Origin of the sequence: Ochrovirga pacifica, from assembly GCF_000220525.1 — a bacterium.
Classification (GTDB): Bacteria; Bacteroidota; Bacteroidia; order Flavobacteriales; family Flavobacteriaceae; genus Ochrovirga; species Ochrovirga pacifica.
In genome coordinates this window covers 71003-95625 of record NZ_AFPK01000013.1, presented here as the reverse complement: position 1 = coordinate 95625, position 24623 = coordinate 71003, and the positions used below count along the sequence as shown (strand labels likewise).

Genomic DNA, 24623 nt, shown 5'->3' with positions numbered 1-24623 from the left:
TTAGAATTTTTTAAATGTTAGTATTGGAGGTTTGAATGTTACAGTCTGTACAATCCAATCCAGAAGGAGTCATAAGCAAATGGTGGTCAATCAATTTGGAAATATTGACTCCTTTGGTGTTTGGATAATGGTTGATAAAATTTCGTGTTGAATTATTTAAATAAAGAGTTGTTCCGTTGGTTATGTATAGGGTTATTGTAATAGATTCGTTTCTAAAACGATTTTGTATGGGACTTAAAAAATAGCTGTCTAAAACCAGTTGTTTGTTGTTTAATTGGTAGTTGTAGTCAATCGCATCGGCATTTTCTATTGCGTTTTGATGGTTACTTCCTTCAGATTTTTTTCTGATTTTTAGGTAAATGCTATCGTTTTCACTTTTTTTAATGTCAAAATATAAGTGATTGCTGTATATTTTTTCTTCCCCGTTGCTTGTTACTAATGTTTGATCGTTATTTCGATACAATCTGTTCTGAAAAAACAAGTTGTCGTTGTTAATTATTTTGATGGAAAGCGTGTCTTTTGGAGTAATAGGTAAGGTGTTGCTATATACTTTAGAGCCGTTATATGCGTTTTGAGAATGGTATTCTACTCCTGTAAATACAAGTATTAAGAAAGATACAATCCAAATTCCTAAAAGGGTTAAAGACACTACTTTACTCATTTGCTTTACCGACTTAGACACAATTCTAGTTCCCAAATAAAAGACCATACTTAGAGGAATTCCAATAGCTACAAACAAACAAGTGTAAAGCAGCCAGCTAGGTAATACAGATTGATAGATAAAGGGTAAGTTGCTCATCAAACCTTCATTAAGTCCAATAAATTCTAGCGTACTAAATGAAAAAGCACTAATGATAAAAGCAACTAAAAGAACGATAGACAAAAGGATAAGTACAATTCCGATAAACTTACTGATAAGCTGAAAAAAGCGTAAAAGAATTTTTCCTAAAACATCTATAAAATTTTGAAACACCGATTTGGCACCACTGTAATCTGCATTTTTTATTTTGTTGCTAACATTTTCAAACTCGGTTCTAATTTTTTTTTCAATATTGTCAATATTCACTGGTTCGCCTTGCATTTGCAGTTTTTCTGCTGTGGTTTTTGCTTCGGGAACCAATACCCAAAGAATAATATAAGTATACACACTAAAACCGCCTGCTGGTAACAGTAAAATAAACAAGATACGAATCCAGATAGCATCAACATTAAAATAGTGTCCAATTCCTGAAGCAACTCCACCTAAAAACTTATCATCTCCATCCCTAAACATTTTTTTAGAAACAGTACTTTTTCTTTGGTAAGAAGAATGATACTCTGTGTATCCTTCATCCACATCTGCATAATCTTCGGGTTGCCCCATAATTTTTATAATGCTTTGTATGTCCTCTTCGTTTACAACTTGTCTGTTGTCCTGAATTTTTTCGGATAACAATTCGCTAATTCTAGCTTCAATATCGGCTAAAATCTCATCTTTACCATTGGGATCATCACTTAGAGAGTTGGCAATGGCTTCTAAGTATTTTTTTAATATATGATAGGCAGGTTCATCAATATGGAAAAAGAATCCCCCTAAATTTATGTTGATTGTCTTATTCATTTTCTTTGTTTTTGGTACTTGTAATTTGGTTTACTGCATTGACTAAATTGCCCCAAGTTTGATGCAATTCTTTTAAAAAAATACTTCCGTTTTCGGTTAATACATAATATTTTCTTGGAGGGCCAGAGGTAGATTCTTCCCATCTGTAGCTTAGCAATCCAGCGTTTTTTAATCGGGTTAGTAGGGGATATATAGTACCTTCTACCACAATCATTTCTGCATTTTTTAACGACGATAAGATTTCTGAAGTGTATGCATCTCCATTTTTTAGAATGGAAAGAATGCAGTATTCCAAAACCCCTTTTCGCATTTGTGCTTTAGTGTTTTCAATCTTCATAAAGGTTTTTTCTAGGTTATTTAATAAATGTATAAGTTAGTGGATACTTATAGGCTTCTCCGTTTTTTACCTTTAAAGCACCAATAAGAATTAGAGCACTCTTAATAAAAACGAACATTCCGCAGACTAACATAAATACAAAAGGAATAAAAAAGTGATGGTCTTGTAGGTACATTTCTACATCAAAACGATCGTCGATTACTATGTTTTTTAACAACGACCAGTGATTGGCAAACGTTGCTATAAAAACCATACCTAAACATAAAATAATAAATGTTTGATAGAGTAAGAAACTTAAGTTAAAGTTAACAACTTCTTTTCCTTGCGTGTCTAAAAATTCGCTTTCTCCTTTTTTGGTTTGCCATAAGATTAAGGGAACAATAACACCACCAAAAGGAAAAATAAAGTTGCAAAATGCACTAAGATGTAACAAAAGTGCATTTGTGTTTTCCGTATTTTTTTTCATGATTGATAGAATTTTGGTTTTGTTGATGACACAAATCTATGTAATATTGTGGTACTATGCAAAACAAAGTACTTTTTGTTTTTTGGTTTCTTTTGTGAAAAGTAGAAGAATCTCAGTGTATTAAAGGGGTTAGGACATTTTTTTAACCTCTATTTTTTTTTGAAAAAAAAATAAAAAAATAGTTTATAAATAAAAAAATCAGCTGTAGAAGCTGATTTTGAAGAGGTATAAAAAGAAATTTACTTAGACAAATGAGTATCTATATAAGAAATGATTTCTGTTACTTTAGAAAGATAATCAAACCATTGAGTTGTGTTGTCTTTTTTAAACCAAGTCAATTGTCTTTTGGCAAAACGACGAGTATTTTTTTTAATTTCTTCTTTAGCAGTTTCTAGACTAATTTTTCCTTCAAAATAATCAAATAATTCTCTGTAACCTACGGTTTGCAATGCGTTTAGATGTTTTAAACTAATCAAGCTTTGGGCTTCTTTTAACTGCCCTTTGTTAAACATAATCTCTACCCTTTGGTTAATTCTATCATACATTACTTCTCTATCTGCAATTAAACCTATTTTGATAGAGGTAAAGTTGCGGGGTTGTTTGGGTTTGTTTTTAAAGGAACTATAGGTTAAACCACTACCTATACAAACTTCTAATGCTCTTATAACTCTATGCGGATTGTCTACGGCTATTTCATGATAAGTAACAGGATCTAGTTTTTTTAATTGATTTTGCAAATGTTCCAACCCTTGTTCTAATAGCTGTTGGTTTAGACTTTCTCTAATTTCGGGATTAACTTTAGGAAAATAATCCAATCCCTGTAAAACGGCATCTACATAGAGGCCACTACCTCCTACCATAATTACAACATTGTGTTTTGTAAAAAGCTGGTCTAACTTAGCCAATGCATCTCTTTCAAAATGTCCAACACTATAAGTATCATGTACGCTTTTGTTTTGAATAAAATGATGTTTTGCAGCAGCCAATTCCTCGGGTTCTGGAACTGCTGTACCGATAGTCATTTCTTTATAAAATTGCCTAGAATCACAGGAAATAATTTCGGTATGGTATTGTTGTGCAAGTTGTATTGCCAATGCTGTTTTACCAATGGCAGTTGGCCCTACAACGGTAATTAAATAATTCATGTTATAAGTTTTTTCCACATTGATGACAGAATTTTGCTCTGTTATCGTGATGAGGTTCGTTGCAGTATTGGCAAACTTGTGTGTTTGTTTTTATTTTTTTTTGATCGTTCAATTCAGAAGAAACAATTCCTGTAGGTACTGCTATAATTCCGTATCCAATAATCATTACCAAAGTCGCAAAAAATTGACCCAAAGGTGTGGCCGGTGCAATGTCTCCATACCCAACAGTAGTCATGGTAACCACTACCCAGTATATACTTCTAGGAATGCTAGAGAACCCACTATTGGCGTTTCCTTCAATCAAATAGATTAGAGTACCTAGTACAATAGAAAGTATAATAACAGCAAACATAAAAACACTGATCTTAGCTCTACTAGCTCTAATTGCTTTGATTAAATGATTAGAAGCTCCTACATATCTTACCAATTTTAAAATGGTAAAAACACGCAATAATCTCAGAGCTCTTAAAATAAACAAGGCTTCAGTATTTCCGATAAAGAGACCTAAATATTTGGGAAGGGTAGCCGCCAAATCAATCAAACCATACAGGCTAAAAATATAGCTCCAAGGAGCTCTTACACAAACAACTCTTAATACATATTCTATGGTAAACAAAGCTGTAATAACCCATTCTGCAATGTTAAAATAGTTTCCGTAAACTTGTTGCAAAGGGGCCACACTTTCTAACATTACAACTAAAACACTAATAAAGATTAGTATTAGTAGTACTACATCAAAAAGTTTACCTGCAGGTGTATCGGCTTCATAGATAATTTCATGCAGTTGTTCTTTCCAGTGTTTGGATTCTTTATTCAAAACGAATGATTTTTTTGAATTTTCCTTTTTCTAAATATTTTTTTACCAAATCTCTATTAATTAAATTATCGTCTAAGGGAGTGATGAGGTTTTTAATAATATCAATATGGGTAATTTGGTGAGCTAAATCTACATAACCGTATCCTTGTAAAATTCCGTTTTCTATTAAAAAAATAGATTTTTCAGAAGGAATTCTACCTTGATCTATCAAAACAGCATTTTGTATATTGAAAACGGTGGTGGGAATGTTTTTTGAGGATATTTTATTGAATTCTGGATTGTTGCTTTTTACGGTTTGGTAAGCCATAATATAGGCTAGTAATAGGCTTCCTGTTTCTTCAAAAGAAATATCGTGAATGTTTTTTAAAAGTTTTTTAGCTTGTTTAGATTTTCGCAGTAATAATTGATTAACGCCGTTTCGGATATTTCGGTTTTTGCCTACATACAAAATAGTTCCTTTCTGATTGTGTACATAAAAGGTTCCTGTTTTTCGGGGCATTTTGTCCAAGATTTTTAGCAAACGGTTGGTTAACATAGCATTGTTTTTACCCTCTACCTTAATGTTGTTTTTTATAATCTCCTTTTTAACATCTTTACTAATAAGCAGTTTAAATAGTTTTACTGTAGCAATGGCATCTCCGTTAGCTCGGTGTCTATCGCTCATAGGTATGCCCAAACTTCTACATAGTTTTCCCAGACTGTAAGAGTCTTGTCCTGGAATTAATTTTCGGCTGAGTTCTACCGTACATAAAGTTTTTCTTTTGTATTTGTAACCCAGTCTGGCAAACTCCATTTTTAAAATTCTATAATCAAAATTGGCATTATGGGCAACCAAAATACAATCTTCGGTTATTTCTATAATCTTTTTTGCAACTTCATGAAACTTAGGAGCACTTACCAACATCTTGTTGTTGATTCCCGTAAGTTGGGCAACAAAAGGTTGGATAGGAATTTCTGGATTGACCAAGGTAATGAGTTTCTCTACGACTTTGGTACCGTCAAATTTATGAATAGCAATCTCAGTCATTCCTTCTTCATTGTATTTTCCTCCCGTAGTTTCTATGTCTAGAATTGCAAACATTTAGTTTAGATTATTGTAACCACAAAGTTAGATTTTATAATACTAGATACTAGCAAATATAGTATAATAAAAATGGAGAAAAACGACGATTTTTATTAGAGCTAGTCATAAAATCTAAGGAAGTAGTATTTTTGTATGTAAAAGTTAAAGTTTGTGAAAGTTTTTCAGACCATTCCCGAGTTAGTAAAAGAACTAGAAATAGCAAGAAAACCCATTTCTTCTGATTTTTTTATTTTTAACTTTAACGAAATCAACGAACACAAAGTAATAGATAGTTTTCCACATTACAAACGTTTTTTCGAAATTTTACTGTATCAGCAAACCAGCAACGATTTGCAAATAGGACATACCTCGGTACAGAATTTAAGTCATTCAATTAGCTTTATTTCTCCTATGCAATCTTTGTCTATTAATAGAAAAAAGAATTCGGTTGGAGTGGGAATTTATTTTACGTCCGAATTTCTGTATGCATCCAAACATCAGTTTGAAATTCAGCAAGATTTTCCTTTTTTTAAACTGAACACCAACCCCTTTTATCAGTTAGAAGAAAAGGAGGAACTGTTGATAAAGGAATGGATTGATAAAATGTATCAAGAATACATTGCACAAGAGCCACAGTGTATGGAAATTGTACAATCGTATTTGCGTATTTTATTAAACTATACCAAACGAATATTTCAAGATCGATCTGGATGTATTTCTTTAAAACGATACGAAGAAATTACGTTGCTGTTTGAAGAATTAATTCTACAAGAAAAAACAGGCTACCAATCCGTAGCATCTTATGCTGCAATTCTAAATATTACCCCCATGTATTTGTCTGAATGTGTAAAAAAATCAACTGGAAAATCTGCAAAAAAAGTAGTGATGGATTATCAGATTCTAAGAATAAAGTCTCTGTTAATTCAAACTTCTAAAACAATTGATGAAATTGCTAGAATTGTAGGTTTTAAAGAATCGACTCATTTGATTAAATTTTTTAAAAATAGCGAAGGTCTTACTCCCAAACAATTTAGAAATACACCCTAAAAAGTATCATTTTTACATGTTTTTGTGTCAATAATCTTTGTTTTCTTCTTTTTAAGTTTGCACACTTAAAACAAAAAGTAAGTGAAATATTACCTACACAAAAATAACAAAGTAGCCATTACTCTATTAATGGCAGCACTGATTGCTTTGTCTCCTTTTGCAATAGATTCGTTTTTATCTGCAATGCCAGATATGGCTGTTTTTTTTGGAGTGGAATTTAATGTTATAGAGCTTATCATTACCATGTATTTTTTAGGCTTTTCCTTAGGTAATTTTTTGGGAGGACCTTTATCCGATGCTTTTGGTAGAAAAAAAATTGCTCTGATTGGGGTTGTTTTATACGGAGTTTCTGCATTGATTATTCCGCAATGTACAGCTATAGAGTATGTGTTGTTATTACGTGTTTTTCAGGCATTTGGAGGAGGTTTTGCTACAGTAACTTCCAATTTGTTTATAAGAGATTGGTACAAAGGTAAAGAAGTAGCTAAATTAATTACCATTACCACGATGATTATGATGTTGGCACCTTTGTTTGCTCCCATTATAGGAGCCTACATTGCCGAACATGTACAGTGGCAAGGGGTTTTTTACTTTTTAACCATTTGTGCACTGCTTCTATTTGTTGTTTTTTCTGTTTTTGTACCAGAATCTAGATCAAAAGAACTGCTAACACATCAGTTAACAATCAAACAACTAGTAGGAAAATATAAGTTGTTTTTATCAGATAAAAAATCGGTAATATTTATGCTGGCTATCAGTTTTCCTGCTTCGGGATTGTATGCGTTTATTACTACATCATCATTTATATACTTGGATTATTTTAATGTAGATCCTGCTGTTTTTCCTTTAATTTTTGGAGCAAACATAGCACTAAACATTACATTATCGATGTTAAATACCTTTTTGCTAAAACAATTTACTCCTAAAACCATTATGCAATTTGGACTTTGGTTACAGCTAACAGCAGGTTTGTTGTTAGGGATTGAAGTTTTGTTTTTAGGAGCAGCTTTTTGGCATGTTTTTGTTTTGATGGTCCTTTTTATAGGAAGTCTAGGATTAATTTTTGGAAACGGTATCGCTATTATTTTAGGAATCAATCCAGAAGTAAGTGCAACAGCAAATGGAGCTTTAGGTATTTTTAGATTTTTATTGGGGTTCTTAATAGGAACTCTGATTGCGGTTTTTCACACAGAAAATTTAATTCCAATAGCCGTTGGGATGTTTATTTGTTCTTTGGTGGGCAATCTATTTTTCTTAAAATTTAAATCTTTGGATAAAAACAGTCAATAATCCCCCAATATTTGTAGCTAGATTTACGAGATTATTCTTTGAATTGCCCTTTGTGTAAAAAAAGTCCACTAGAATTTTCTCGTAATTAGCTTCAATTTATTGACTTTTATTTCTGATAATTTCTAGCCCCAAAAATTGCACTCCCTACACGAATCATATTGCTTCCTTCTTGAATTGCTAGAGGATAATCACCACTCATTCCCATAGAGATAATTTTAAGCTCTTGGTTCAATTTTTTTAAGTTGTCAAAAAAAGCATATAACCCTTTAAATTCATTTTTAATTAGATTTTCATCGTCTGTAAAACTAGCCATTCCCATCAATCCAACAACTTTTACATTTTCCATTACTTCATATTCCGAAGAACTTAATATCTCGTTTACTTCTTCTTGAGACAAACCAAATTTACTATCCTCCTGAGCAATTTTTACTTGTAATAAGCAGTTTATTACTCGATTGTGTTTTTTTGCTTGTTTGTTAATTTCTTTCAGCGTAGAAAATTTGTCTACTCCGTGAATCAAATCTACAAAATGAGCCATGTACTTCACTTTATTACTTTGCAAATGCCCAATCATATGCCAAGAAATATCTTTGGGTAGAACGTCATATTTTTCTACCATTTCTTGAATTTTATTCTCTCCAAAAACTCTCTGACCTGCATTATATGCTTCTTGAATATCAGAAACAGGTTTGGTTTTGGAAACAGCAACAAGGGTTACGTCTTGAGGAAGTGTCTGACTTATTTTTTGTAGATTTTGGGCAATACTCATAAAGAATTGTTTTTTATGCAAATATAAAGGGAATCTTTGGGAGTGTTTCTTTAAAATTGTTCAAGTAATTGTCTGAATTGTTCAGGTTTTAGGATTCTTTTTTTGAGATTTTTACGAATCTAATCTATAATGTTTAATAAAGATTAGAAAACAGTAATAAACAACCAAATCAAAAAAAAATGATCAATTTAAAAACTACAGTAGCAGCTAGTTTATTAGTTGTTACTTGTCTAAGTGCACAGACCAAACCAAAGCACACTTTTACCAATCAGGTAGATTTTACCAATGCTCCTAAAAGGGTTAATCAAAAGTTTCCGCTCTCGGATCAGGTAAATAAAAATGATTGGATTTTGTCTGAAAAATTAAGTGATGAGTTTGAAGGAAAAAAATTGAACACCAAAAAATGGTATCCAAACAACCCAGGCTGGAAAGGGAGAAAGCCAACTTATTTTCATGGTTCTAATGTAAGTTTAAAAAATGGAGAGCTAGTTTTTAAAATTAATCAACATAAAGATGATCATATTCTTCCAGAAGGGTATACACATACAGCTGGATTTATTAAAAGTAAAGAAAAAGTATTGTATGGTTATTTTGAAGCAGAAATGAAACTGATGGATGACACTTGGGTTTCTGGTTTTTGGGCTTCTTTAGGGACCAAAGATTGGTGGACAGAAATTGATTTTTGCGAAAATTCACCAGCGACCAAAAATCAACAGAACGATTTGAATTCTAACATTCATGTATTTCGTTCTCCTAAAGAATATGGCAACGTAAAAAAACATTTTAGCAGGAATAAAAAATACAAAGTTCCTTTTAATTTACACGATGATTATCATGTTTGGGGAGTAGAATGGGACAAAGAGTTTATTCGTTTTTATTTGGATGGTGTTTTATTTAGAGAGGCAAAAAACACCCACTGGTTTCAGCCAATGCAGGTTAATTTTAATAACGAATCAAACAAGTGGTTTGGAGCATTACCATCAGAAAAAAGTAAGCTAGACCAAACGTTTCAGGTAAAGTATTTTAGATATTGGAGCAAAGGAAAACCACTAAAAAGACAAAGTAAAAAGTATGCCGAAGATTATGTAGGTATTCAGTAACAAAAAATCCCTCACGGTTGTGAGGGATTTTTTTATGGTATAAGAGTATAATTTATTTCAAAATAGAAATAATTTGATCTGCCAATTCAGTTCCAATACGGTCTTGTGCTTCTAAAGTAGCTGCACCAATATGTGGAGTTAATGAAATGTTAGGGTTCATCAACACTTTCATAGATGGAGTTGGTTCGTTTTCAAATACGTCCAAACCAGCTTTTGCAATTTCTCCTTTTTCTAAAGCATCAATCAAAGCAACTTCGTCTATAACACCACCACGAGCTGCGTTTAGTAAAATAGCCGTGTTTTTCATCATTTTTAATTCTGCTTCACCAATCACGTAGTCTTTTTGTGCAGGTACGTGTAGGGTTACAAAGTCAGCATTTTTTAATACTTCTTCTTTAGAAGTTGTTTCTATAGTAAAGCTTACTTTTTGTCCGTCAAAGAATTCTAAATCTAAGTCTACTTTCTCAAAGTAAGGATCAAAAGCAATCACTTTCATTCCTAATCCTAATGCAATTTTAGCTGTTGCTTGACCAATACGTCCAAATCCTATAACTCCTAAAGTTTGTCCTTTTAATTCTACTCCCTTAGCGTAGTTTTTCTTAAGTTGTTTAAATTTTGTGTCACCTTCTAAAGGCATGTTTCTGTTGGCATCTTGTAAAAAACGTACCAAACCAAACAAGTGAGCAAAAACCAATTCTCCTACCGAGTGCGAAGAAGCAGCAGGTGTGTTAATAACGTGTAAACCTTTGTCTTTAGCGTATTGCACATCAATATTGTCCATACCTACACCACCACGTCCGATGATTTTTAAAGAAGGACAAGCATCAATTAATTCTTGTCTTACCGTAGTTGCCGATCTTACTAAAATTACATCAATATTATTTTCGTTGATGTAGTTTTCTAATTGATCTTGGGCTACTGTGTTTAAGATTACTTCAAATCCAGCATTTTCTAATGCCGTAACACCCGATTGTGCCAAACCGTCGTTTGCTAAAACTTTCATTTTATTTTTGTTTATTTGCTTATCCGTTAAGCGTTAAAATTTTTTCATTACATCAATTAAAGCTTGTACGCTTTCAATTGGCATTGCATTGTAAATAGAAGCTCTAAAACCTCCTACAGAACGGTGTCCTTTTACGTTAGAGATTCCTGCTTCGGAACAAGCTGCTAAGAATTCGTCATTTTTAGATTCGTCTTTTAATAAGAATACTACATTCATCAAAGAGCGATCTTCTTTTGCTACGTTATTTACAAAAGAAGGGTTGTTGTCTATTTCATTGTACAACAAAGCTGCTTTTTCTTCGTTTCTTTTAGTTGCAGCTTCTAATCCACCGTTAGCTTTTAAGTATTCTAAATTTAACATAGAAACGTAAATAGCAAACACAGGAGGGGTGTTGAACATACTTTCTCCTTTAATGTGAATTTGATAGTCTAACATAGAAGGAATTGTTCTACCTGTTTTTCCTAAGATGTCCTTTTTTACAATAACTAAAGTAGCCCCAGCAGGACCTAAATTTTTCTGAGCACCAGCGTAAATAATTCCAAATTTAGATACGTCTATAGGTTTAGAAAAAATATCTGATGACATGTCTGCTACTAATGGAGCATTTGTTTCAGGAAAAGACTTGTATTGCGTACCAAAGATGGTGTTGTTTGAAGTAATGTGTACGTAATCTACATCTGATGGAATTTCTACATTTTTTGGAATGTAGTTATGGTTGGTGTCTTCCGAAGTAGCCACAACATTTACTTCTCCAAATAATCCTGCTTCTTTAATTGCTTTTTTACTCCAAGCACCTGTATTAATGTATGCTGCTTTTCCATTTTCTGACTTCATTAAGTTAATAGCAGTCATCAAAAACTGAGTAGAAGCCCCTCCTTGTAAGAATAAAACTTCGTGAGTTTCAGGTACGTTTAAAATTTCCTTAACCAATGCAACTGCTTTATCATATACTGCTACAAATTCTTTGCTACGGTGAGATATTTCAATAATAGAAAGTCCAGTATTTTCAAAATCTAAAAGTGCTTTACTAGCTTTTTCAAATACTTCTTGTGGTAGGATTGATGGACCTGCACTAAAATTATGTTTTTTCATTATGGTTTTCATTTTTGGAAAGCACAAATTTAAAAATTCTGAGTGCTTATAGACTAAGTTTATGGATTTATTTTTTTTAGAGGATTACAACTTTAATAAAAATTCAATAGTATCAATATTATCTGCGTAATTCCATAATTTAGGGCTTTGTGTAGTTCCTAATTTTACAGAATCTTCAATAAAAAGTTCGCTAGAAATGCATTGAATTTGATGTTTGTCTTCTTTTAGTTTGCTTTTTAAATCCTCTAAGTTGGTATAAGTTTCGTAAAACAAGGTGGCTATAGGCGATGCATAACTAGAGTCTTCTTTTACCATTAAAAAACCATTTTCCTGAATCTTAAAAAGACTCATTAAATAAATAGCCTTGTTGTAATCGTAATTGTTAGCGTATTTTTGATAGTGAATCAAGTCTTTATGCTTGTAAACAGCCTTAAATAGCAAATCAAAATTATAATCTTTTGGAACAAAAATTTTAGAAATGCTACGACAACCCAATCCAAAGTACCTAAAAATATCATCACTTAAAGCTTCTAGTTGTTCATGAGTTTCATTTCCGCCTAAAACCGCTACAGCATTTCTGTTTTGTCTTATAATATGTGGATGTTTTCCAAAATAGTAATCAAAATAACGAGCCGTATTGTTGCTACCTGTTGCAATAACGGCATCAAAGTTTTCTAGTTTTTCATTGGTAAAAGCAAACGTTCCTTTAAACAAAGGCTCTACATACTCCAAATATTTTGCAATAAGCGGAATGAAATATTTGTCATTAGAAGATAGTTTGGCCAACACCTTATTACCAGTAATGGCTACACTTAAAAAATCATGAAAACCCACCAAAGGAATATTTCCTGCCATAATAATGGCAATAGTTTTGGATTTTGAGGATTCTGTTAATGTTTTTATTTTTTTTTGATAAGGAGTTAACCAAGTATTAATATGGGTTTCGGTAAGTGCATTGGACCAACTTTCTAACGCAAACAATACATTTTCTTTGGTAAACCAAGAGTTGTATTCCTGAGCTCTGTTAATTTGAGTAAGGAACGCATCATAAAACACATCGTTATAAGGAATGTGATCTTTCTTTAAAATTTTTTGATTAGAAAACTGACTTAAAAAATCACCCAAAGTGATGAATGCTTTTTTTCTCTTATCTAAACTCATTATAAGTTAGTTTGTAGGTTTTGAATGAAAATTACAAAGTATTATTTTTGTGGCTACAAATTTAAAGAAAAAACAACGATGGCAATTATAATTACTGACGAATGTATCAACTGTGGAGCTTGTGAGCCAGAGTGTCCAAATAACGCAATTTACGAAGGAGCAGAAGAATGGCGATTTGCAGAAGGTACAGAACTGTCTGGAGATTTTGTATTACCCAACGGAAAGTCGGGGAATGCAGATGAAGAGCAAGAACCTATTTCTGATGAAGTATACTATATAGTACCTGATAAGTGTACAGAATGTAAAGGATTTCATGACGAGCCTCAATGTGCTGCTGTATGTCCTGTAGATTGTTGCGTACCTGATGAGGATGTGGTAGAAACAGAAGAAGAATTATTGGCAAAAAAAGCTTTTTTACATCAAGAAGACTAACAAACAGTAAAATATTCTTAATTATAAAACTCCAAACACAAGCGTTTGGAGTTTTTTTTATCCGCAATGTAAATGTTTTTAATGGTTCTAAATTAGGCTTCGGCTTGTGATAAATCTATAAATAGTTGTTTGGTAGGATTCTATGTAAAATAGCTTAAGGTTAATTTTACAGTTTTTACATTTTTTTAATAAAAAAAGTAGGGTTTCCTTAATGTTTAGCTTACATATTTTGCTTTTACTAGTTCTTATGTTTGAAGCATCAAAAACAAAAAACAAACTAGTAAAATGACAAATTTTAAAAATTATTTATTTGCTGCTTTATGTGGAACTGCGGTTTTGTTCACAGCTTGTGGAGAAGATGGTATTGACGGAGTTAACGGTATAGACGGAGTTAACGGAACTGACGGTAAAGACGGAGAAGATGGACAGGATTTAACGATTACTGAAACCATGTTCGAAAACAAATCAAATTTAGAGCCATTGGTAAAAATGCATTCTGAGTTTTCTAATGTAGAAGCTTATTCTTTGATTAGTACTTCTGATGTATTGTCTAATGGTTTCCAATTGTATGGGGCACAAGATGGAGCAGGATTGTTAAAAGATCCAAATAGTGATGGATTTATTTATTTATCTAATGCAGAAGATGATTATTCAGTATCTCGTGTATATTTTGATGAAAACATGAACCCTCTAAAAGGAGAGTGGTTGTTAAACGGTGAAGTGGCTGATAGAGCAAGACAATGTTCTGCAACTATGTGGGAAGCAGCTATTCATGGAGGAACAAAAGATATCTTTTTATCGGCTTCAGAAAATATTGCTTATGATGTTAAAGGAATAGATCCTTATATTGAAACACCAACTCCTACAGCTGATTTTGGATTGGATGCATTGGGTGAGTTCTCTTGGGAAAACGCAGTGCCATTACCTGCAAATGCATATGCTGGTAAAACAGTGATTATTGGTGGTGACGATGATTCTTCTGATTCTCAAGGACAAGTGACTTTGTATTATTCTGAAAATGGAGATCAAGATTTAGAAAATGGTAAAATCTATGTTCTAAGACTAAAAGAATATTCTAACGGAGGAACTACTACTGCAGTAAATGCCGGAGAAATTTATAATGAAGGTCAGTTAGATTTTCAAAAAGAATACAAAGTGGAGTTTGTAGAAATAGTTAACGGTAAGGATATGACTAAATCTGAAATGGAAGAAGCTTGTGTTACTGTTAAAGCTTCTGCTTTTATGAGAGTAGAAGATGTAGATTACCAAAAAGGTTCTGATGAAAATGGAAGAAACGTATACTTTGCTGTAACAGGACGTGGGCCAGGAAGAGGTACATATAATGACTGGGGTACTGTTTACAAATTAGCATTAGATGCAGATTCTCCATTAACAGGAACATTAACTCAAGTAGTTAGTGGTAATACTGACTCTAACAATATGGATGGAAATATTTCTTCTTTACAGAGTCCTGATAACATTTGTGTAACAGAAAACTACATCTATATACAAGAAGATCCTAACTCTTTTTCTAGAGGACATGCTGCTTACATCCATCAAACTGATTTAGCGGGTAACAATGCAAAAGTGGTTTTAGAATTAAAAGTTGAACAAAACTTAGCTGAAAACGGTTCTACTGGATTGAGTGGAGAGTTTGGAGCGTTAACTGACGTTTCTGAAAAAGTAGGAGAGGCAGATACTTTTATGTTAAACTTACAACCTCACTACTGGAAAAATGATGACTTTGTAAAAGGAAACGCGTTTCCACACGACCAAGGAGGACAAGTTGTTTTATTAAAAGGATTACCTAGATAAAACAACATAACTTTTTAATTATAAAAGAGCCTTCACGCTTGTGAAGGCTCTTTCCTATACATTAAACACAAGACATATTGGTCTTTACTTTAAAACAAACACAATGAAAACATCTAATGGGATAGTTGTTGTTTTTCTATTACTATTATTATCGTGTAAACAAGAAAAATCAACAACACAAAAAACTAATGTTGATTTTACAAAAGCTCAAAATTTTTACAAGCAGCAAATACAGCAAGCCATTATTTCTATAGATTCACTTGCTTTGTATAAAGCTCAGGATACATTTTCTAAATTAATTTTTAAACAACTGAGAATTGCTTTTAAAAAAGCAGAACCGTATGCATCTTATTTAAATCCAGAAGTGGGGCATAAAGCCAATGGTCCTGCTTTGCCTCAGTTTACAGACGATACACAGCGAGTTTTAGCACCTATTGGGCTTCAAAAAATTGAAGAATCTATTTATGAAGGTGGAACTTCTGATTTTGATTACAAAGAAGAATTACGGTTAACTAGAGGGTTGCTGAATGTATTAAAACGAAACATAAACCATCGTGACTTAAATCCACAACGTTTTTTTAGAGCTACGCATCAACAATTGTTACGTATAGTAAGTTTTGGATTGACAGGTTTTGATACTCCTATTAGTCAACAAAGTTTGTATGAGTCTCAAGTGTCATTGGAGAGTTTGTTATATGTATATCAATTAAGTTTACAAGATTATACACGCAAAAAAGATGACCGTTTGGACAAAGAATTGGTAGAAGTATTTACAGCAGCTATCCAGTATTTAGAGCAGCACCAAAATTTTGAATCTTTTAACAGGTTTACCTTTTTAAAAAACTACTTTAATCCTTTAATGCGTAAATGGGTACAGCTAAGAAAAACATTAGGTATTTGGTCTCCAAAGGTTCAAGATCCTTTTAATTACGATGCAGTTACTTTTTTTGAAGAAGATAGTTTTAATGTAGATTTTTTTAGAAAACCTTCTGAAAGAAATCCTAGTGAAAAAGAAATCTCTTTAGGTAAAAAATTATTTTTCGACCCTAAATTATCTACCAAAGGAACCATGTCTTGTGCTACTTGTCATCATCTAGACAAAGCGTACACAGATGGATTAAAAACGAGTTTAGATAACAACGGAAAACCAAGTTTAAGAAATGCTCCTACTTTGGTAAATGTTGCTTTTCAGAAAAGTTTCTTTTTAGATGGTAGATCCAATACCTTAAATGATCAAATTAGTTTGGTTTTTCAAAATAAATCAGAATTTGATACAGAAATTCATCAATTCTCAGAAACTATTTTAACAGATAGTAGTTATGTTCCTATTTTTAAGGAGTTGTATGGTCGTGTTCCTAAAAAGAATACAAAAGTTATTTCTGCCATTTCAGCCTATATTTCTACACTTAAAGGGTTTAGCTCTAAATTCGATAAAAACATAAGAGGAGAAGAAGATACGTTTACAGCATCAGAAAAAAGAGGGTTTAATTTGTACATGGGAAAAGCCCTGTGTGCTACTTGTCATTTTATGCCCTTAACCAATGGAACAGTACCTCCTTTTTTTAAAGAAACTGAAAAAGAGGTAATTGGTGTGCCCAAAACTAATGCGAATAAGCAACTGGATAGCGATCGAGGTTTTTATTGGGTGTATGAAGAGGCAATTCACGATGGTATGTTTAAAACCCCTACGGTACGAAATATTGCCGTAACAGCACCTTATATGCACAACGGTGTGTACAATACGTTAGAAGAAGTGATGGATTTTTACAATCAAGGAGGAGGAGCTGGTTTAGGGTTTAACTTGCCACATCAAACTTTACCTTTTGATGAATTGAATTTATCAGAAACAGAAATTAAAGACATCATTGCATTTTTACACACATTAACAGACGTACCAGAGGCTTATTAAACCATAATTTTTATATCAAATAATAGCATCCTCATCAATATTTTTGATGAGGATTTTTTTATGTTCTTTTTTTGCTTTTTTAAACTCGTATGTTAGGTAAAAGTTTCTTTTAAGTAAACTTAATGTACTTGTAATAATAGTGCTGTTTTTTGTTTCTAAAGTGCTGTGTTTTGATATAAAACTCCACCTTTTAATACGATTTCACTCCCTTTGTGCTGATTGGATATCTAGTTTCGCAGCCATAAACAAAAACAAATTTAATACAATGAAAATTTTAAAATTACCTTTATTATGGGTAGCAATGTCTTTGGCTGCAATTACTATAAGTTGTGGTGAAGACGGACTGGATGGCCTGGATGGAAAAGACGGAATTGATGGTGTAGATGGACAAAATGGAAAAGATGGTCAAGATGGTAAGGATGCTGTGACTCTAGAAGACACAGAAATGTTTTACAACAAATCTTTGATTGAACCTTTGGTAAACATCAATCCGAGTTTTAGCAATGTAAAAGCTTACTCTTTGTTAACTTCTGTAGATGTTGTGGGGGAATCAAACTTTCAGATAGCGAGTACTGTAGACGGGTCTGGATTGATTAGAGAAGATGAAAATGGATTTATTTACGTGGTAAATTGTGAAGATGCAAAAGCAGTTGCTCGTTTGCGTTTAGACAATAATTTAAATCCTATTTCGGGAGATTATTTACTAAACTCAGGAGTTGCCGATTATTCTAGACAGTGTTCGGGAACTATGTGGGAAAAAGAGATTCACGGAGGAGACAAAGACGTTTTCTTATCTGCTTCGGAAGAGTCTATTAGTAACGTGGTAAAAGAACTAGACCCAAGAGTAGAAACTCCAAACCCAACAGGAGATTACGGAAACAAAGCATTAGGACATTTTTTGTGGGAAAACGCTGTACCATTACCTAAAAATACCTACCCAGGAAAAACGGTAATCTTAGGGGGGAATGACTTAGATGGTGGGCAACCTATTTTATACCTTTCCGAAAACGGAGATGCAGATAGAACCAATGGTAAAGTATATGTTCTTAGAGCAAAGCAAATTTCTGATGGTGCTGGTGGTGTTGTTGCTGCTCCTGATGGAGAAAGACACGATGAAAGTGATTTTGATTTGAAACAATCATACGATATCGAGTTTTTAGAAATTCCTAACGCTAAAAATTTAAGTACCGGTGAAACATCTAATTATTACAGAAATACATTGTTTGCAACTCACTTTGTAAGAATGGAAGATTTAGACTATCAAAAAGGAAGCGATGCCAATGCTCGTAATATTTATTTTGCGGTAACAGGTAAAGGTGCGGGTAGAGGTACGGTAAACGACCAAGGTACAGTGTACAAATTAGAGTTAGATGAAGACTCTCCTTTAACAGGTAGACTGACAAAAATTATTAGTGGTAACGATAGTGATTTAGGAAAAGAAGGGTATTTAAGACCTTTGCAAAGTCCAGACAATATTTGTGTTACAGAAAACTATGTGTACATTCAAGAAGATCCTAACGGAGGAACTTGGAATAGAGGTCATGCAGCTTCTATTTACCAAGCTGATTTAGCCGGAGATAACGTGAAAAATCTATTAGACTTAAAAGTAAAATCTTTAGGAAACAATAGTTTAGATATTGTAGAAAGTGGAGAGTTTGGTTCTTTAATAGATGTTTCTGATAAAGTTGGAGTACCAGGAACTTTTATCTTAAACATTCAGGTAAAATATTGGCAAGACAATGCTTTTAAAGCTTTGGACGGTCATGATGGGACAGGAGAGTCTGATAGAGCTTCTCAAATCGTAATCTTAAGAGGGTTGCCACAATAATTAAACAATACAAAATTGACTTTAATAGTTCCCAAAAGTATTTTTGGGAACTATTTCTTTAAAATCTCGAAGCTTAATGAAATTCAAATTTTTGATTTTAACAGGACTTGCACTTATCGTTTTTACAGCTTGTTTTAATAAAAAAGAAAAACAGCAAACAACTTTGGTAAATTGGGATCCAGTGCAACAGTACTATCTAGATAACTTAGATTCAACGTTGGTATTTCTAAAGGATTTAGATAGTGTTAATCGTACTTCCCAACACAACATTACTGTTTTTAAAAAAATTAGAACAGCATTCAAAAAATGTGAGCCTTATTTGTCTTATTTAAACCCTAAGGCAGGACATAGAGTTAACGGTCCTGCTTTGCCAGTTTTTAGAGAAAATAGCGGTAAAATATTGCCTCCTGTAGGGTTACAAACTTTAGAAGAGTCTATTTTTTTAGGAGAAACCTCTCATCAAGAATGGGTAGATAATTTGCAGTATATAGAAGGAACTTTAAGTAAGGTAAAAAGTGAAATGACGTATTATGAACTCAATGCACAACGTTTTTTTCTGTCAACACACCAACAATTGCTTAGAATTGTAAGCTTTTCTATGGCTAATTTTGATACTCCTGTAAGTCAATGGGGAGTGCTAGAAGCTGAAATTTCATTGCAAAGTTTGTTGTTTGTCTATCAAAATAGTATTCAAAAAGGAATTCAAATTAAAGATAAAGAACTAGACATTTCTTTTGTGAATGCAATCAACAAAGCAGTTTATAGCATAAGTTCTCACAGCAATCCAACCACTTTTGATAAATTCGACTTTATAAAAAATCATCTCAATCCTATCACTCGCCTTTGGGTGGCAATTAGAAAAAAAAGTGATTTATGGCAACCTAATGGAGTGTATCCTTTTAACTTAGAGGCTCCTACTTTTTTTGAAGAAAACAGTTGGGATGTAAATCATTTTGCAGGACCCAAAAATCAAAATGCAACTCCAAAACAAATTGCCTTAGGAAAAAAATTGTTTTACGATGCTAATATTTCCAAAACAAAAGATATGGCTTGTGTTACTTGCCACGATCCTAAGAAAGGTTATGCGGATGGAATTCGTTTTTCTTTGGATAATTCGGGAAAACCTTTATCAAGAAATTCTCCTACTTTAATCAATTCTATTTTTCAAAAAGCATTTTTTTGGGATGGAAAATCAGGGAATTTAAACGAACAAATTAGCAATGTTTTTCAAAACGATCGAGAATTTAATAGTTCTGTGCATCAATTTTCAGATCAAATATTAGTGGACACCACTTATATAAAATTGTTTAAAGAAGCTTATGGAAAAATTCCCAAAAGCAATCAAGATATGGTGAGAGCTATTGCATCATACGTTGGTACACTCAATGGATTTAGTGCAAAGTTTGATAAAAATATTAGAGGAGAAGAAGATACGTTTACAGCATCAGAAAAAAGAGGGTTTAATTTATTTATGGGAAAAGCCTTGTGTGCCACCTGTCATTTTATGCCCTTAACCAATGGAACTGTACCTCCATTTTTTACGGATACCGAAAAAGAAGCTATTGGAGTTCCTAAAACAAATAAAAATAAAGAATTAGATGCCGATTTAGGATTTTATCACATGTTCCAGCAAGAGTATCATAAGACAATGTTTAAAACCCCTACGGTACGAAATATTGCCTTAACAGCACCTTACATGCATAATGGTGTATACAATACCCTAGAGGAAGTGATGGATTTTTACAATCAAGGAGGAGGAGCTGGTTTAGGGTTTAACTTGCCACATCAAACTTTGCCTTTTGATGAATTGAATTTGTCAGAAATTGAAATTATAGACATTATTGCGTTTTTGAATACGTTGACCGACGTACCTGAAGAAGCGTATTGAGGTAGTATAGAGTAGTTAGTACAGAGTATAGCATGCCAACTACTTTGTACTTTTTACTCAAACTTACGATTAGCTACTAGTTACCAAACCGTGCTTTTAACCAAGAGAAAATTTGTGTTCCAAAGCATCCCGAAAGGAATGAAATAGACAGGTTAAGGCACAACAATTTGTAGTTTACTTCGAAACTTTGTACAATAAAATTAGGAGAAACCCCCAACTTTCCTAAAGATTTGCTAAATAATATACTAGAAAACACACCCAAAATAACAAGAGCAGTAAGACTTGTTTTTTTGTTTTGGCAAAAAGCATTAAAAACCAAAGCTCCTAATATCCCAAAGACAATACTAAGTAAGGAGATAAGGGTTTGAGTCATGTTAGTTTACGGTAGTTTTATGATAACAAATTATAATTAATACTCGGAGGGAATAAGAGTTCAATTCCTTTCGGTTTGATTTTAAACAATGGACCTTTTTCGACCACTTTTCCTTTTGAGTTTCGCTTAATCAAATGGTCAAGCGTAATTATTCCTTGTTCAATTAGCAAGTCAAATTGTGAGGTAATTGGTTTTTTTGTGTGTTCTACCAGCTTATATTGAAAATGTTCACGTTCATCAATCCTTATACTTTCGGCTTCTACCCAAAATGTTTCTTTATGTTTTGATTTTAATCGGTTATGAAGTTTGTCTAATGTCCAGACTACAAAATCTCCAACCTCTGGTTTATCAGAGTTTTCAATTAGTTGTTTTATCTCGCTATCAATTCTTAAATTCAAACCTTGCGAGTTTCTCGTAATTGCTGAAACTGTGCAATAAAGTTTAAAATCATCATCACGTTCATAACCAAAATTGTCAAGAATTTCTGCTGAACTTTTAAACTTACTCAAGTTCCAATCTGGAACTTGTGCGAATAGATTTTTTCGATTTGTTCTGCTGTTTCTAAACGATTTAAGTTCAATTCCTTTATAATCGGGTTGTTTTGATGAGTTAATGTTAATTCCGAGTGCTGTCTCAAGTGTCCTACCTACAGAAGTATCAGCATCAACCATTGAAGGTATTGGGCCTGCATTCGCAATTTTTCTTAACAGAGCTAAAAGCTCAAAAGCAACTTCATTTTCTGTCGTATTGATTGCGTTAATTAATTCTTGAAATGGATTTAGAATTGAAGAATAAATTAATTCCTTGATGTCTAATTTTGTCAAGTTGAAAACTTGAAAATTATCGTTGTAAAAAGTGATTCCAATAATATCGTTAGGGTCAGCAACCTTTGTTAAACCGTAAAACCAAATTCTTGGATCTCCTTTTTTAGTTGAAGGACGATATAGAGAAGTTTTTGATTTGATAATCTTAAAGCCAGTATGAATAATTGCTGGAATCATTACTTTACTCTCTGTACCCTGATTCTGCAATTCATAATCGTGAATGTTCTCACTTTTCAAATAACTACGAACAGAACCAGTCGCATCCATAATGGATTTTTTCAATCCGGTTTCGGTTGGCTCAATTAAAGTAAGAGAAATTTGGTTTTTGGTCAGTAATTTTATTTTTTCTTGTTCTTCGTCTGTAAGTTTTCTCACTTGATATTTTTTAAAATTTCACTTGCGACTGCTCTTGCTAATAAAGGTGGAACAGCGTTACCAACTAAAGTGTATTGTGGCACTTCCGTTTTTCTATTATTTCCTCCCGTTGAGCGTTTCCCTTGAAATACGAAAGAGTCATCAAAAGACTGTAAACGTGCCATTTCTCTAACTGTTAACGATCTTGGCGAATTGTAATGAATATAATCATCTGCGATAGTCATTATTGTAGAGCTTTGTTCATCTGGTTTTAAAACATTATAATTTCGCTTGTTGGTAGAAAGCCCCAATTTTTCTAATTCTGGTTGAGCTTTTTTATAATCTCCATTTTTTAAAATAACTCCAAGTCTTTCAACAACAGTTTCGTTTTGATTACTTGTTTTGTGATTATTGAGTATGTCGAAATACTTTTCTCCATTTTCAAGTGCTTCTGTATTTCTTACGTAAAAAGGCTTTGTTTGAGGTTTGAAACGTTCAATTAATCTACCTTTTCTTGACCATTCCGCAAACGACTTTCCGCCTTTTGAGATTGGCTTCCCATCAATTCTACGTTTTTTCAAAAGTTTAGCCATTTTCTTAGCTGTTCCGTTGTATTGAGTTGAAATATCAACTAATTCGTATCGGTGAGCTTCTTGATTGTTACCGATAAAATCTAAATCATACAAAGCTTCGAAAATGGTAACCTTTTCTTCTTCAGAAACGGTTGCAGGAATTTCAGAAATATATTTTTGGTCTTTTCGACAACCAATGAAAAGCACTCTTTCTCTATTTTGTGGAACACCATAATTTGAAGCGTTAGCAACAAAAGGTTTTTCTATTTTGTAAAGTCTAATACTTTCAAGAATAGTTTCTAATTCCTTTTTCTGTGATTTATTACAATGCGATTTTAATATCTCTATTGACTCATCAAAAGAAGTTGTATAGATTTTTAACGCAGTAATGATATCATCACAATCTTTTTTATAAATATTTTCAACTTTTAAAATTTTGAAAGCATTTTCAATTTTTGATATAACATTTTCTGAGCTGATTTCTGTTATGAAATCAGTAAAAGCATTTACAAAATTATCACTATCAATATTGCAAAAGTCTTTTTCTTTTATAATATCACGTTTCAGTTTTTCCCATTCTTTCGCTCGCGATAAAAGATTAAAACCGTGACGTATAGTATTTATATTCTCGTCTGTTTTACTGGTTTTATAATCTGCAATTTTTGGTGTTAGTTTTCTGAACCTATTTTCTACAAAGTTTATAAAATCTGCTTTTCCACTTTCTTTGTCTTTTTCGAGTAGTTTTTCAAGTTCTACACGTTTTATAATACTATCTAATAGAAAAGAATTTGATTCTACTCGAACTTTTTTTATAAATGATGTGAGTGTAGGAATCTCTTTAATGTCAACTATAGAGTTTATCTCTTTAATGATAAGCTCTTTTATTTTACCCTTTTCTTTAGTTAAAATACCTTTTACATTCTCCATTACGAAGTATTTTGGCTGTAATACCTTAATAACTTCTAAATAATGAGAAAATAAGTCGTCTTTTTTATCGAATTTTTTTCGTTTTCCTGCAAGACTAAAACTTTGGCAAGGTGGACCTCCACAAACAACATCAATTTTTTTGCCATCTATTTTCTCTAGTAAGTTGTCTAAAAAATCTGGTTCGGTAATATCTTGTTTAAGAAATTCTGCATCCAAACCTAATTGGTGATTATATCGTACTACGTGAGTTAATTCACAGTTTTCATTTATATCGTTAGCTACAACAAAATCAAAGAATTTATTGTTATGTTCAGCTTGTAAAAATCCTTCACTAAAACCACCCGCTCCAGCAAATAAATCTACAAAAGTGAACGGTTTTCCGTAAAGTGAAATTTGTTCTTTTACAATGTTTACAAAGCTGTTTTCCTTGTAATTTTTTATGTGCTCATTTAAAACATTTTTTACTTCGTCTTGGATAAAAGTCTTTTTATTAGAATGATGAAGAAACTCGTCAGCTCTTTCTCTTAAAAAATCCAAATAATGATTGATTTTTTTAGATTCTAATGTTGTTCCAGTTATCTTTTGACTTACTTTATCGAAGTTTTCTGGTTTTACTTTTTGACCTATAGATATCTTTAATTGTCTTCCATTGCAATTTATTCTTAAGTGTATTGGTGTAAATCCTTTTTTATCAGGTTTGTCTAGATAGTAATTTATTGATGCCATAAAAAATCACATTTTTTATATTGTACGGACAAAATTACGGACATTTTTGTAAAGCAGAATGATATTTTTTATTATTTCTAGATTT

General features: G+C 32.5%; 20 protein-coding genes. 8 read left to right on the top strand and 12 right to left on the bottom strand.

Features of this window, described 5'->3' with window-relative positions; translation table 11 throughout:
* Positions 1-10 precede the first annotated feature (10 nt).
* The 6 genes from FS85_RS0101320 to FS85_RS0101290 all read right to left on the bottom strand — a co-directional run bounded on the left by FS85_RS0101320 (position 11) and on the right by FS85_RS0101290 (position 5446).
* Positions 11-1600, bottom strand: coding sequence for a PspC domain-containing protein (locus FS85_RS0101320; RefSeq protein ID WP_010134159.1), 1590 nt, complete (start codon positions 1598-1600; stop codon positions 11-13).
* Positions 1593-1937, bottom strand: a complete 345-nt coding sequence (locus tag FS85_RS0101315) for a PadR family transcriptional regulator (protein ID WP_010134157.1) — start codon at positions 1935-1937, stop codon at positions 1593-1595. Before FS85_RS0101315 ends, FS85_RS0101320 begins: the two co-directional genes overlap by 8 nt.
* Before the next feature lie 16 nt (positions 1938-1953).
* Positions 1954-2403, bottom strand: coding sequence for a DUF4870 domain-containing protein (locus FS85_RS0101310; RefSeq protein WP_010134156.1), 450 nt, complete (start codon positions 2401-2403; stop codon positions 1954-1956).
* 239 nt (positions 2404-2642) lie between these two features.
* Positions 2643-3548, bottom strand: coding sequence for a tRNA (adenosine(37)-N6)-dimethylallyltransferase MiaA (gene miaA / locus FS85_RS0101300; protein ID WP_010134155.1), 906 nt, complete (start codon positions 3546-3548; stop codon positions 2643-2645).
* Position 3549: 1 nt separating this feature from the next.
* Complete coding sequence (locus tag FS85_RS0101295; protein WP_010134154.1) at positions 3550-4365, bottom strand: ion transporter; 816 nt, start codon at positions 4363-4365, stop codon at positions 3550-3552.
* Entirely contained in the window at positions 4358-5446 is a 1089-nt protein-coding gene (locus FS85_RS0101290) for an exonuclease domain-containing protein (RefSeq protein ID WP_010134153.1), read from the bottom strand. Before FS85_RS0101290 ends, FS85_RS0101295 begins: the two co-directional genes overlap by 8 nt.
* Before the next feature lie 153 nt (positions 5447-5599).
* On the opposite strand from FS85_RS0101290, the gene FS85_RS0101285 reads away from it, so the two are divergent.
* A complete protein-coding gene (locus FS85_RS0101285; RefSeq protein WP_010134152.1) occupies positions 5600-6475 on the top strand; it encodes a helix-turn-helix domain-containing protein in 876 nt (291 codons plus the stop codon).
* A gap of 81 nt (positions 6476-6556) precedes the next feature.
* On the top strand, positions 6557-7765 hold the full coding sequence (locus FS85_RS0101280) for a multidrug effflux MFS transporter (protein ID WP_010134151.1): 1209 nt from the start codon (positions 6557-6559) through the stop codon (positions 7763-7765).
* Between the two features lie 106 nt (positions 7766-7871).
* On the opposite strand, the gene FS85_RS0101275 is transcribed toward FS85_RS0101280, so the two are convergent.
* Positions 7872-8534: a YggS family pyridoxal phosphate-dependent enzyme gene (locus FS85_RS0101275; protein ID WP_010134150.1), complete on the bottom strand. Its 663-nt coding sequence runs from the start codon at positions 8532-8534 to the stop codon at positions 7872-7874.
* 179 nt (positions 8535-8713) lie between these two features.
* On the opposite strand from FS85_RS0101275, the gene FS85_RS0101270 reads away from it, so the two are divergent.
* Positions 8714-9634 carry a family 16 glycosylhydrolase gene (locus FS85_RS0101270; protein WP_010134148.1) on the top strand — a complete coding sequence of 307 codons (921 nt, stop codon included), beginning with the start codon at positions 8714-8716 and terminating at the stop codon, positions 9632-9634.
* A 52-nt stretch (positions 9635-9686) separates the two neighbouring features.
* On the opposite strand, the gene FS85_RS0101265 is transcribed toward FS85_RS0101270, so the two are convergent.
* From FS85_RS0101265 to FS85_RS0101255, 3 genes are all read right to left on the bottom strand, one after another.
* Positions 9687-10637 (bottom strand): D-2-hydroxyacid dehydrogenase, encoded by a 951-nt coding sequence (locus FS85_RS0101265; protein WP_010134147.1) that lies wholly within the window; start codon positions 10635-10637, stop codon positions 9687-9689.
* 33 nt (positions 10638-10670) lie between these two features.
* Complete coding sequence (gene serC / locus FS85_RS0101260) at positions 10671-11729, bottom strand: 3-phosphoserine/phosphohydroxythreonine transaminase (protein WP_010134146.1); 1059 nt, start codon at positions 11727-11729, stop codon at positions 10671-10673.
* Positions 11730-11813: 84 nt separating this feature from the next.
* Entirely contained in the window at positions 11814-12890 is a 1077-nt protein-coding gene (locus tag FS85_RS0101255; protein ID WP_010134145.1) for an acyl-CoA reductase, read from the bottom strand.
* Positions 12891-12968: 78 nt separating this feature from the next.
* Here FS85_RS0101255 and FS85_RS0101250 point away from each other — a divergent pair, with 78 nt between their 5' ends.
* The 5 genes from FS85_RS0101250 to FS85_RS0101230 all read left to right on the top strand — a co-directional run bounded on the left by FS85_RS0101250 (position 12969) and on the right by FS85_RS0101230 (position 20762).
* On the top strand, positions 12969-13322 hold the full coding sequence (locus FS85_RS0101250) for a 4Fe-4S dicluster domain-containing protein (RefSeq protein ID WP_010134144.1): 354 nt from the start codon (positions 12969-12971) through the stop codon (positions 13320-13322).
* Between the two features lie 285 nt (positions 13323-13607).
* Positions 13608-15137, top strand: a complete 1530-nt coding sequence (locus FS85_RS0101245) for a PhoX family protein (RefSeq protein ID WP_010134143.1) — start codon at positions 13608-13610, stop codon at positions 15135-15137.
* Positions 15138-15240: 103 nt separating this feature from the next.
* Entirely contained in the window at positions 15241-17046 is a 1806-nt protein-coding gene (locus FS85_RS0101240; RefSeq protein ID WP_010134142.1) for a cytochrome-c peroxidase, read from the top strand.
* Positions 17047-17311: 265 nt separating this feature from the next.
* Complete coding sequence (locus FS85_RS0101235; RefSeq protein WP_010134140.1) at positions 17312-18874, top strand: PhoX family protein; 1563 nt, start codon at positions 17312-17314, stop codon at positions 18872-18874.
* 76 nt (positions 18875-18950) lie between these two features.
* Entirely contained in the window at positions 18951-20762 is a 1812-nt protein-coding gene (locus FS85_RS0101230) for a cytochrome-c peroxidase (protein WP_010134139.1), read from the top strand.
* A gap of 390 nt (positions 20763-21152) precedes the next feature.
* Here the strand turns inward: FS85_RS0101230 and FS85_RS0101220 are convergent, their stop codons facing one another.
* Complete coding sequence (locus FS85_RS0101220; protein WP_010134137.1) at positions 21153-22334, bottom strand: MvaI/BcnI restriction endonuclease family protein; 1182 nt, start codon at positions 22332-22334, stop codon at positions 21153-21155.
* Positions 22331-24538 carry a DNA (cytosine-5-)-methyltransferase gene (gene dcm / locus FS85_RS0101215; RefSeq protein ID WP_010134136.1) on the bottom strand — a complete coding sequence of 736 codons (2208 nt, stop codon included), beginning with the start codon at positions 24536-24538 and terminating at the stop codon, positions 22331-22333. The genes FS85_RS0101220 and dcm overlap by 4 nt, the downstream gene beginning before the upstream one ends.
* Positions 24539-24623: the final 85 nt, after the last annotated feature.

What these genes read in the sequence shown, in the direction of transcription:
- FS85_RS0101230 (WP_010134139.1), top strand. Translation starts at nt 18,951, where the DNA reads ATGAAATTCAAATTTTTGATTTTAACAGGACTTGCACTTATCGTTTTT.
- FS85_RS0101270 (WP_010134148.1), top strand. Translation starts at nt 8,714, where the DNA reads ATGATCAATTTAAAAACTACAGTAGCAGCTAGTTTATTAGTTGTTACT.
- FS85_RS0101315 (WP_010134157.1), bottom strand. Translation starts at nt 1,937, where the DNA reads ATGAAGATTGAAAACACTAAAGCACAAATGCGAAAAGGGGTTTTGGAA.
- FS85_RS0101290 (WP_010134153.1), bottom strand. Translation starts at nt 5,446, where the DNA reads ATGTTTGCAATTCTAGACATAGAAACTACGGGAGGAAAATACAATGAA.
- miaA (WP_010134155.1), bottom strand. Translation starts at nt 3,548, where the DNA reads ATGAATTATTTAATTACCGTTGTAGGGCCAACTGCCATTGGTAAAACA.
- FS85_RS0101265 (WP_010134147.1), bottom strand. Translation starts at nt 10,637, where the DNA reads ATGAAAGTTTTAGCAAACGACGGTTTGGCACAATCGGGTGTTACGGCA.
- dcm (WP_010134136.1), bottom strand. Translation starts at nt 24,538, where the DNA reads ATGGCATCAATAAATTACTATCTAGACAAACCTGATAAAAAAGGATTT.
- FS85_RS0101320 (WP_010134159.1), bottom strand. Translation starts at nt 1,600, where the DNA reads ATGAATAAGACAATCAACATAAATTTAGGGGGATTCTTTTTCCATATT.
- FS85_RS0101235 (WP_010134140.1), top strand. Translation starts at nt 17,312, where the DNA reads ATGAAAATTTTAAAATTACCTTTATTATGGGTAGCAATGTCTTTGGCT.
- FS85_RS0101245 (WP_010134143.1), top strand. Translation starts at nt 13,608, where the DNA reads ATGACAAATTTTAAAAATTATTTATTTGCTGCTTTATGTGGAACTGCG.
- FS85_RS0101240 (WP_010134142.1), top strand. Translation starts at nt 15,241, where the DNA reads ATGAAAACATCTAATGGGATAGTTGTTGTTTTTCTATTACTATTATTA.
- FS85_RS0101250 (WP_010134144.1), top strand. Translation starts at nt 12,969, where the DNA reads ATGGCAATTATAATTACTGACGAATGTATCAACTGTGGAGCTTGTGAG.
- FS85_RS0101255 (WP_010134145.1), bottom strand. Translation starts at nt 12,890, where the DNA reads ATGAGTTTAGATAAGAGAAAAAAAGCATTCATCACTTTGGGTGATTTT.
- FS85_RS0101275 (WP_010134150.1), bottom strand. Translation starts at nt 8,534, where the DNA reads ATGAGTATTGCCCAAAATCTACAAAAAATAAGTCAGACACTTCCTCAA.
- serC (WP_010134146.1), bottom strand. Translation starts at nt 11,729, where the DNA reads ATGAAAAAACATAATTTTAGTGCAGGTCCATCAATCCTACCACAAGAA.
- FS85_RS0101310 (WP_010134156.1), bottom strand. Translation starts at nt 2,403, where the DNA reads ATGAAAAAAAATACGGAAAACACAAATGCACTTTTGTTACATCTTAGT.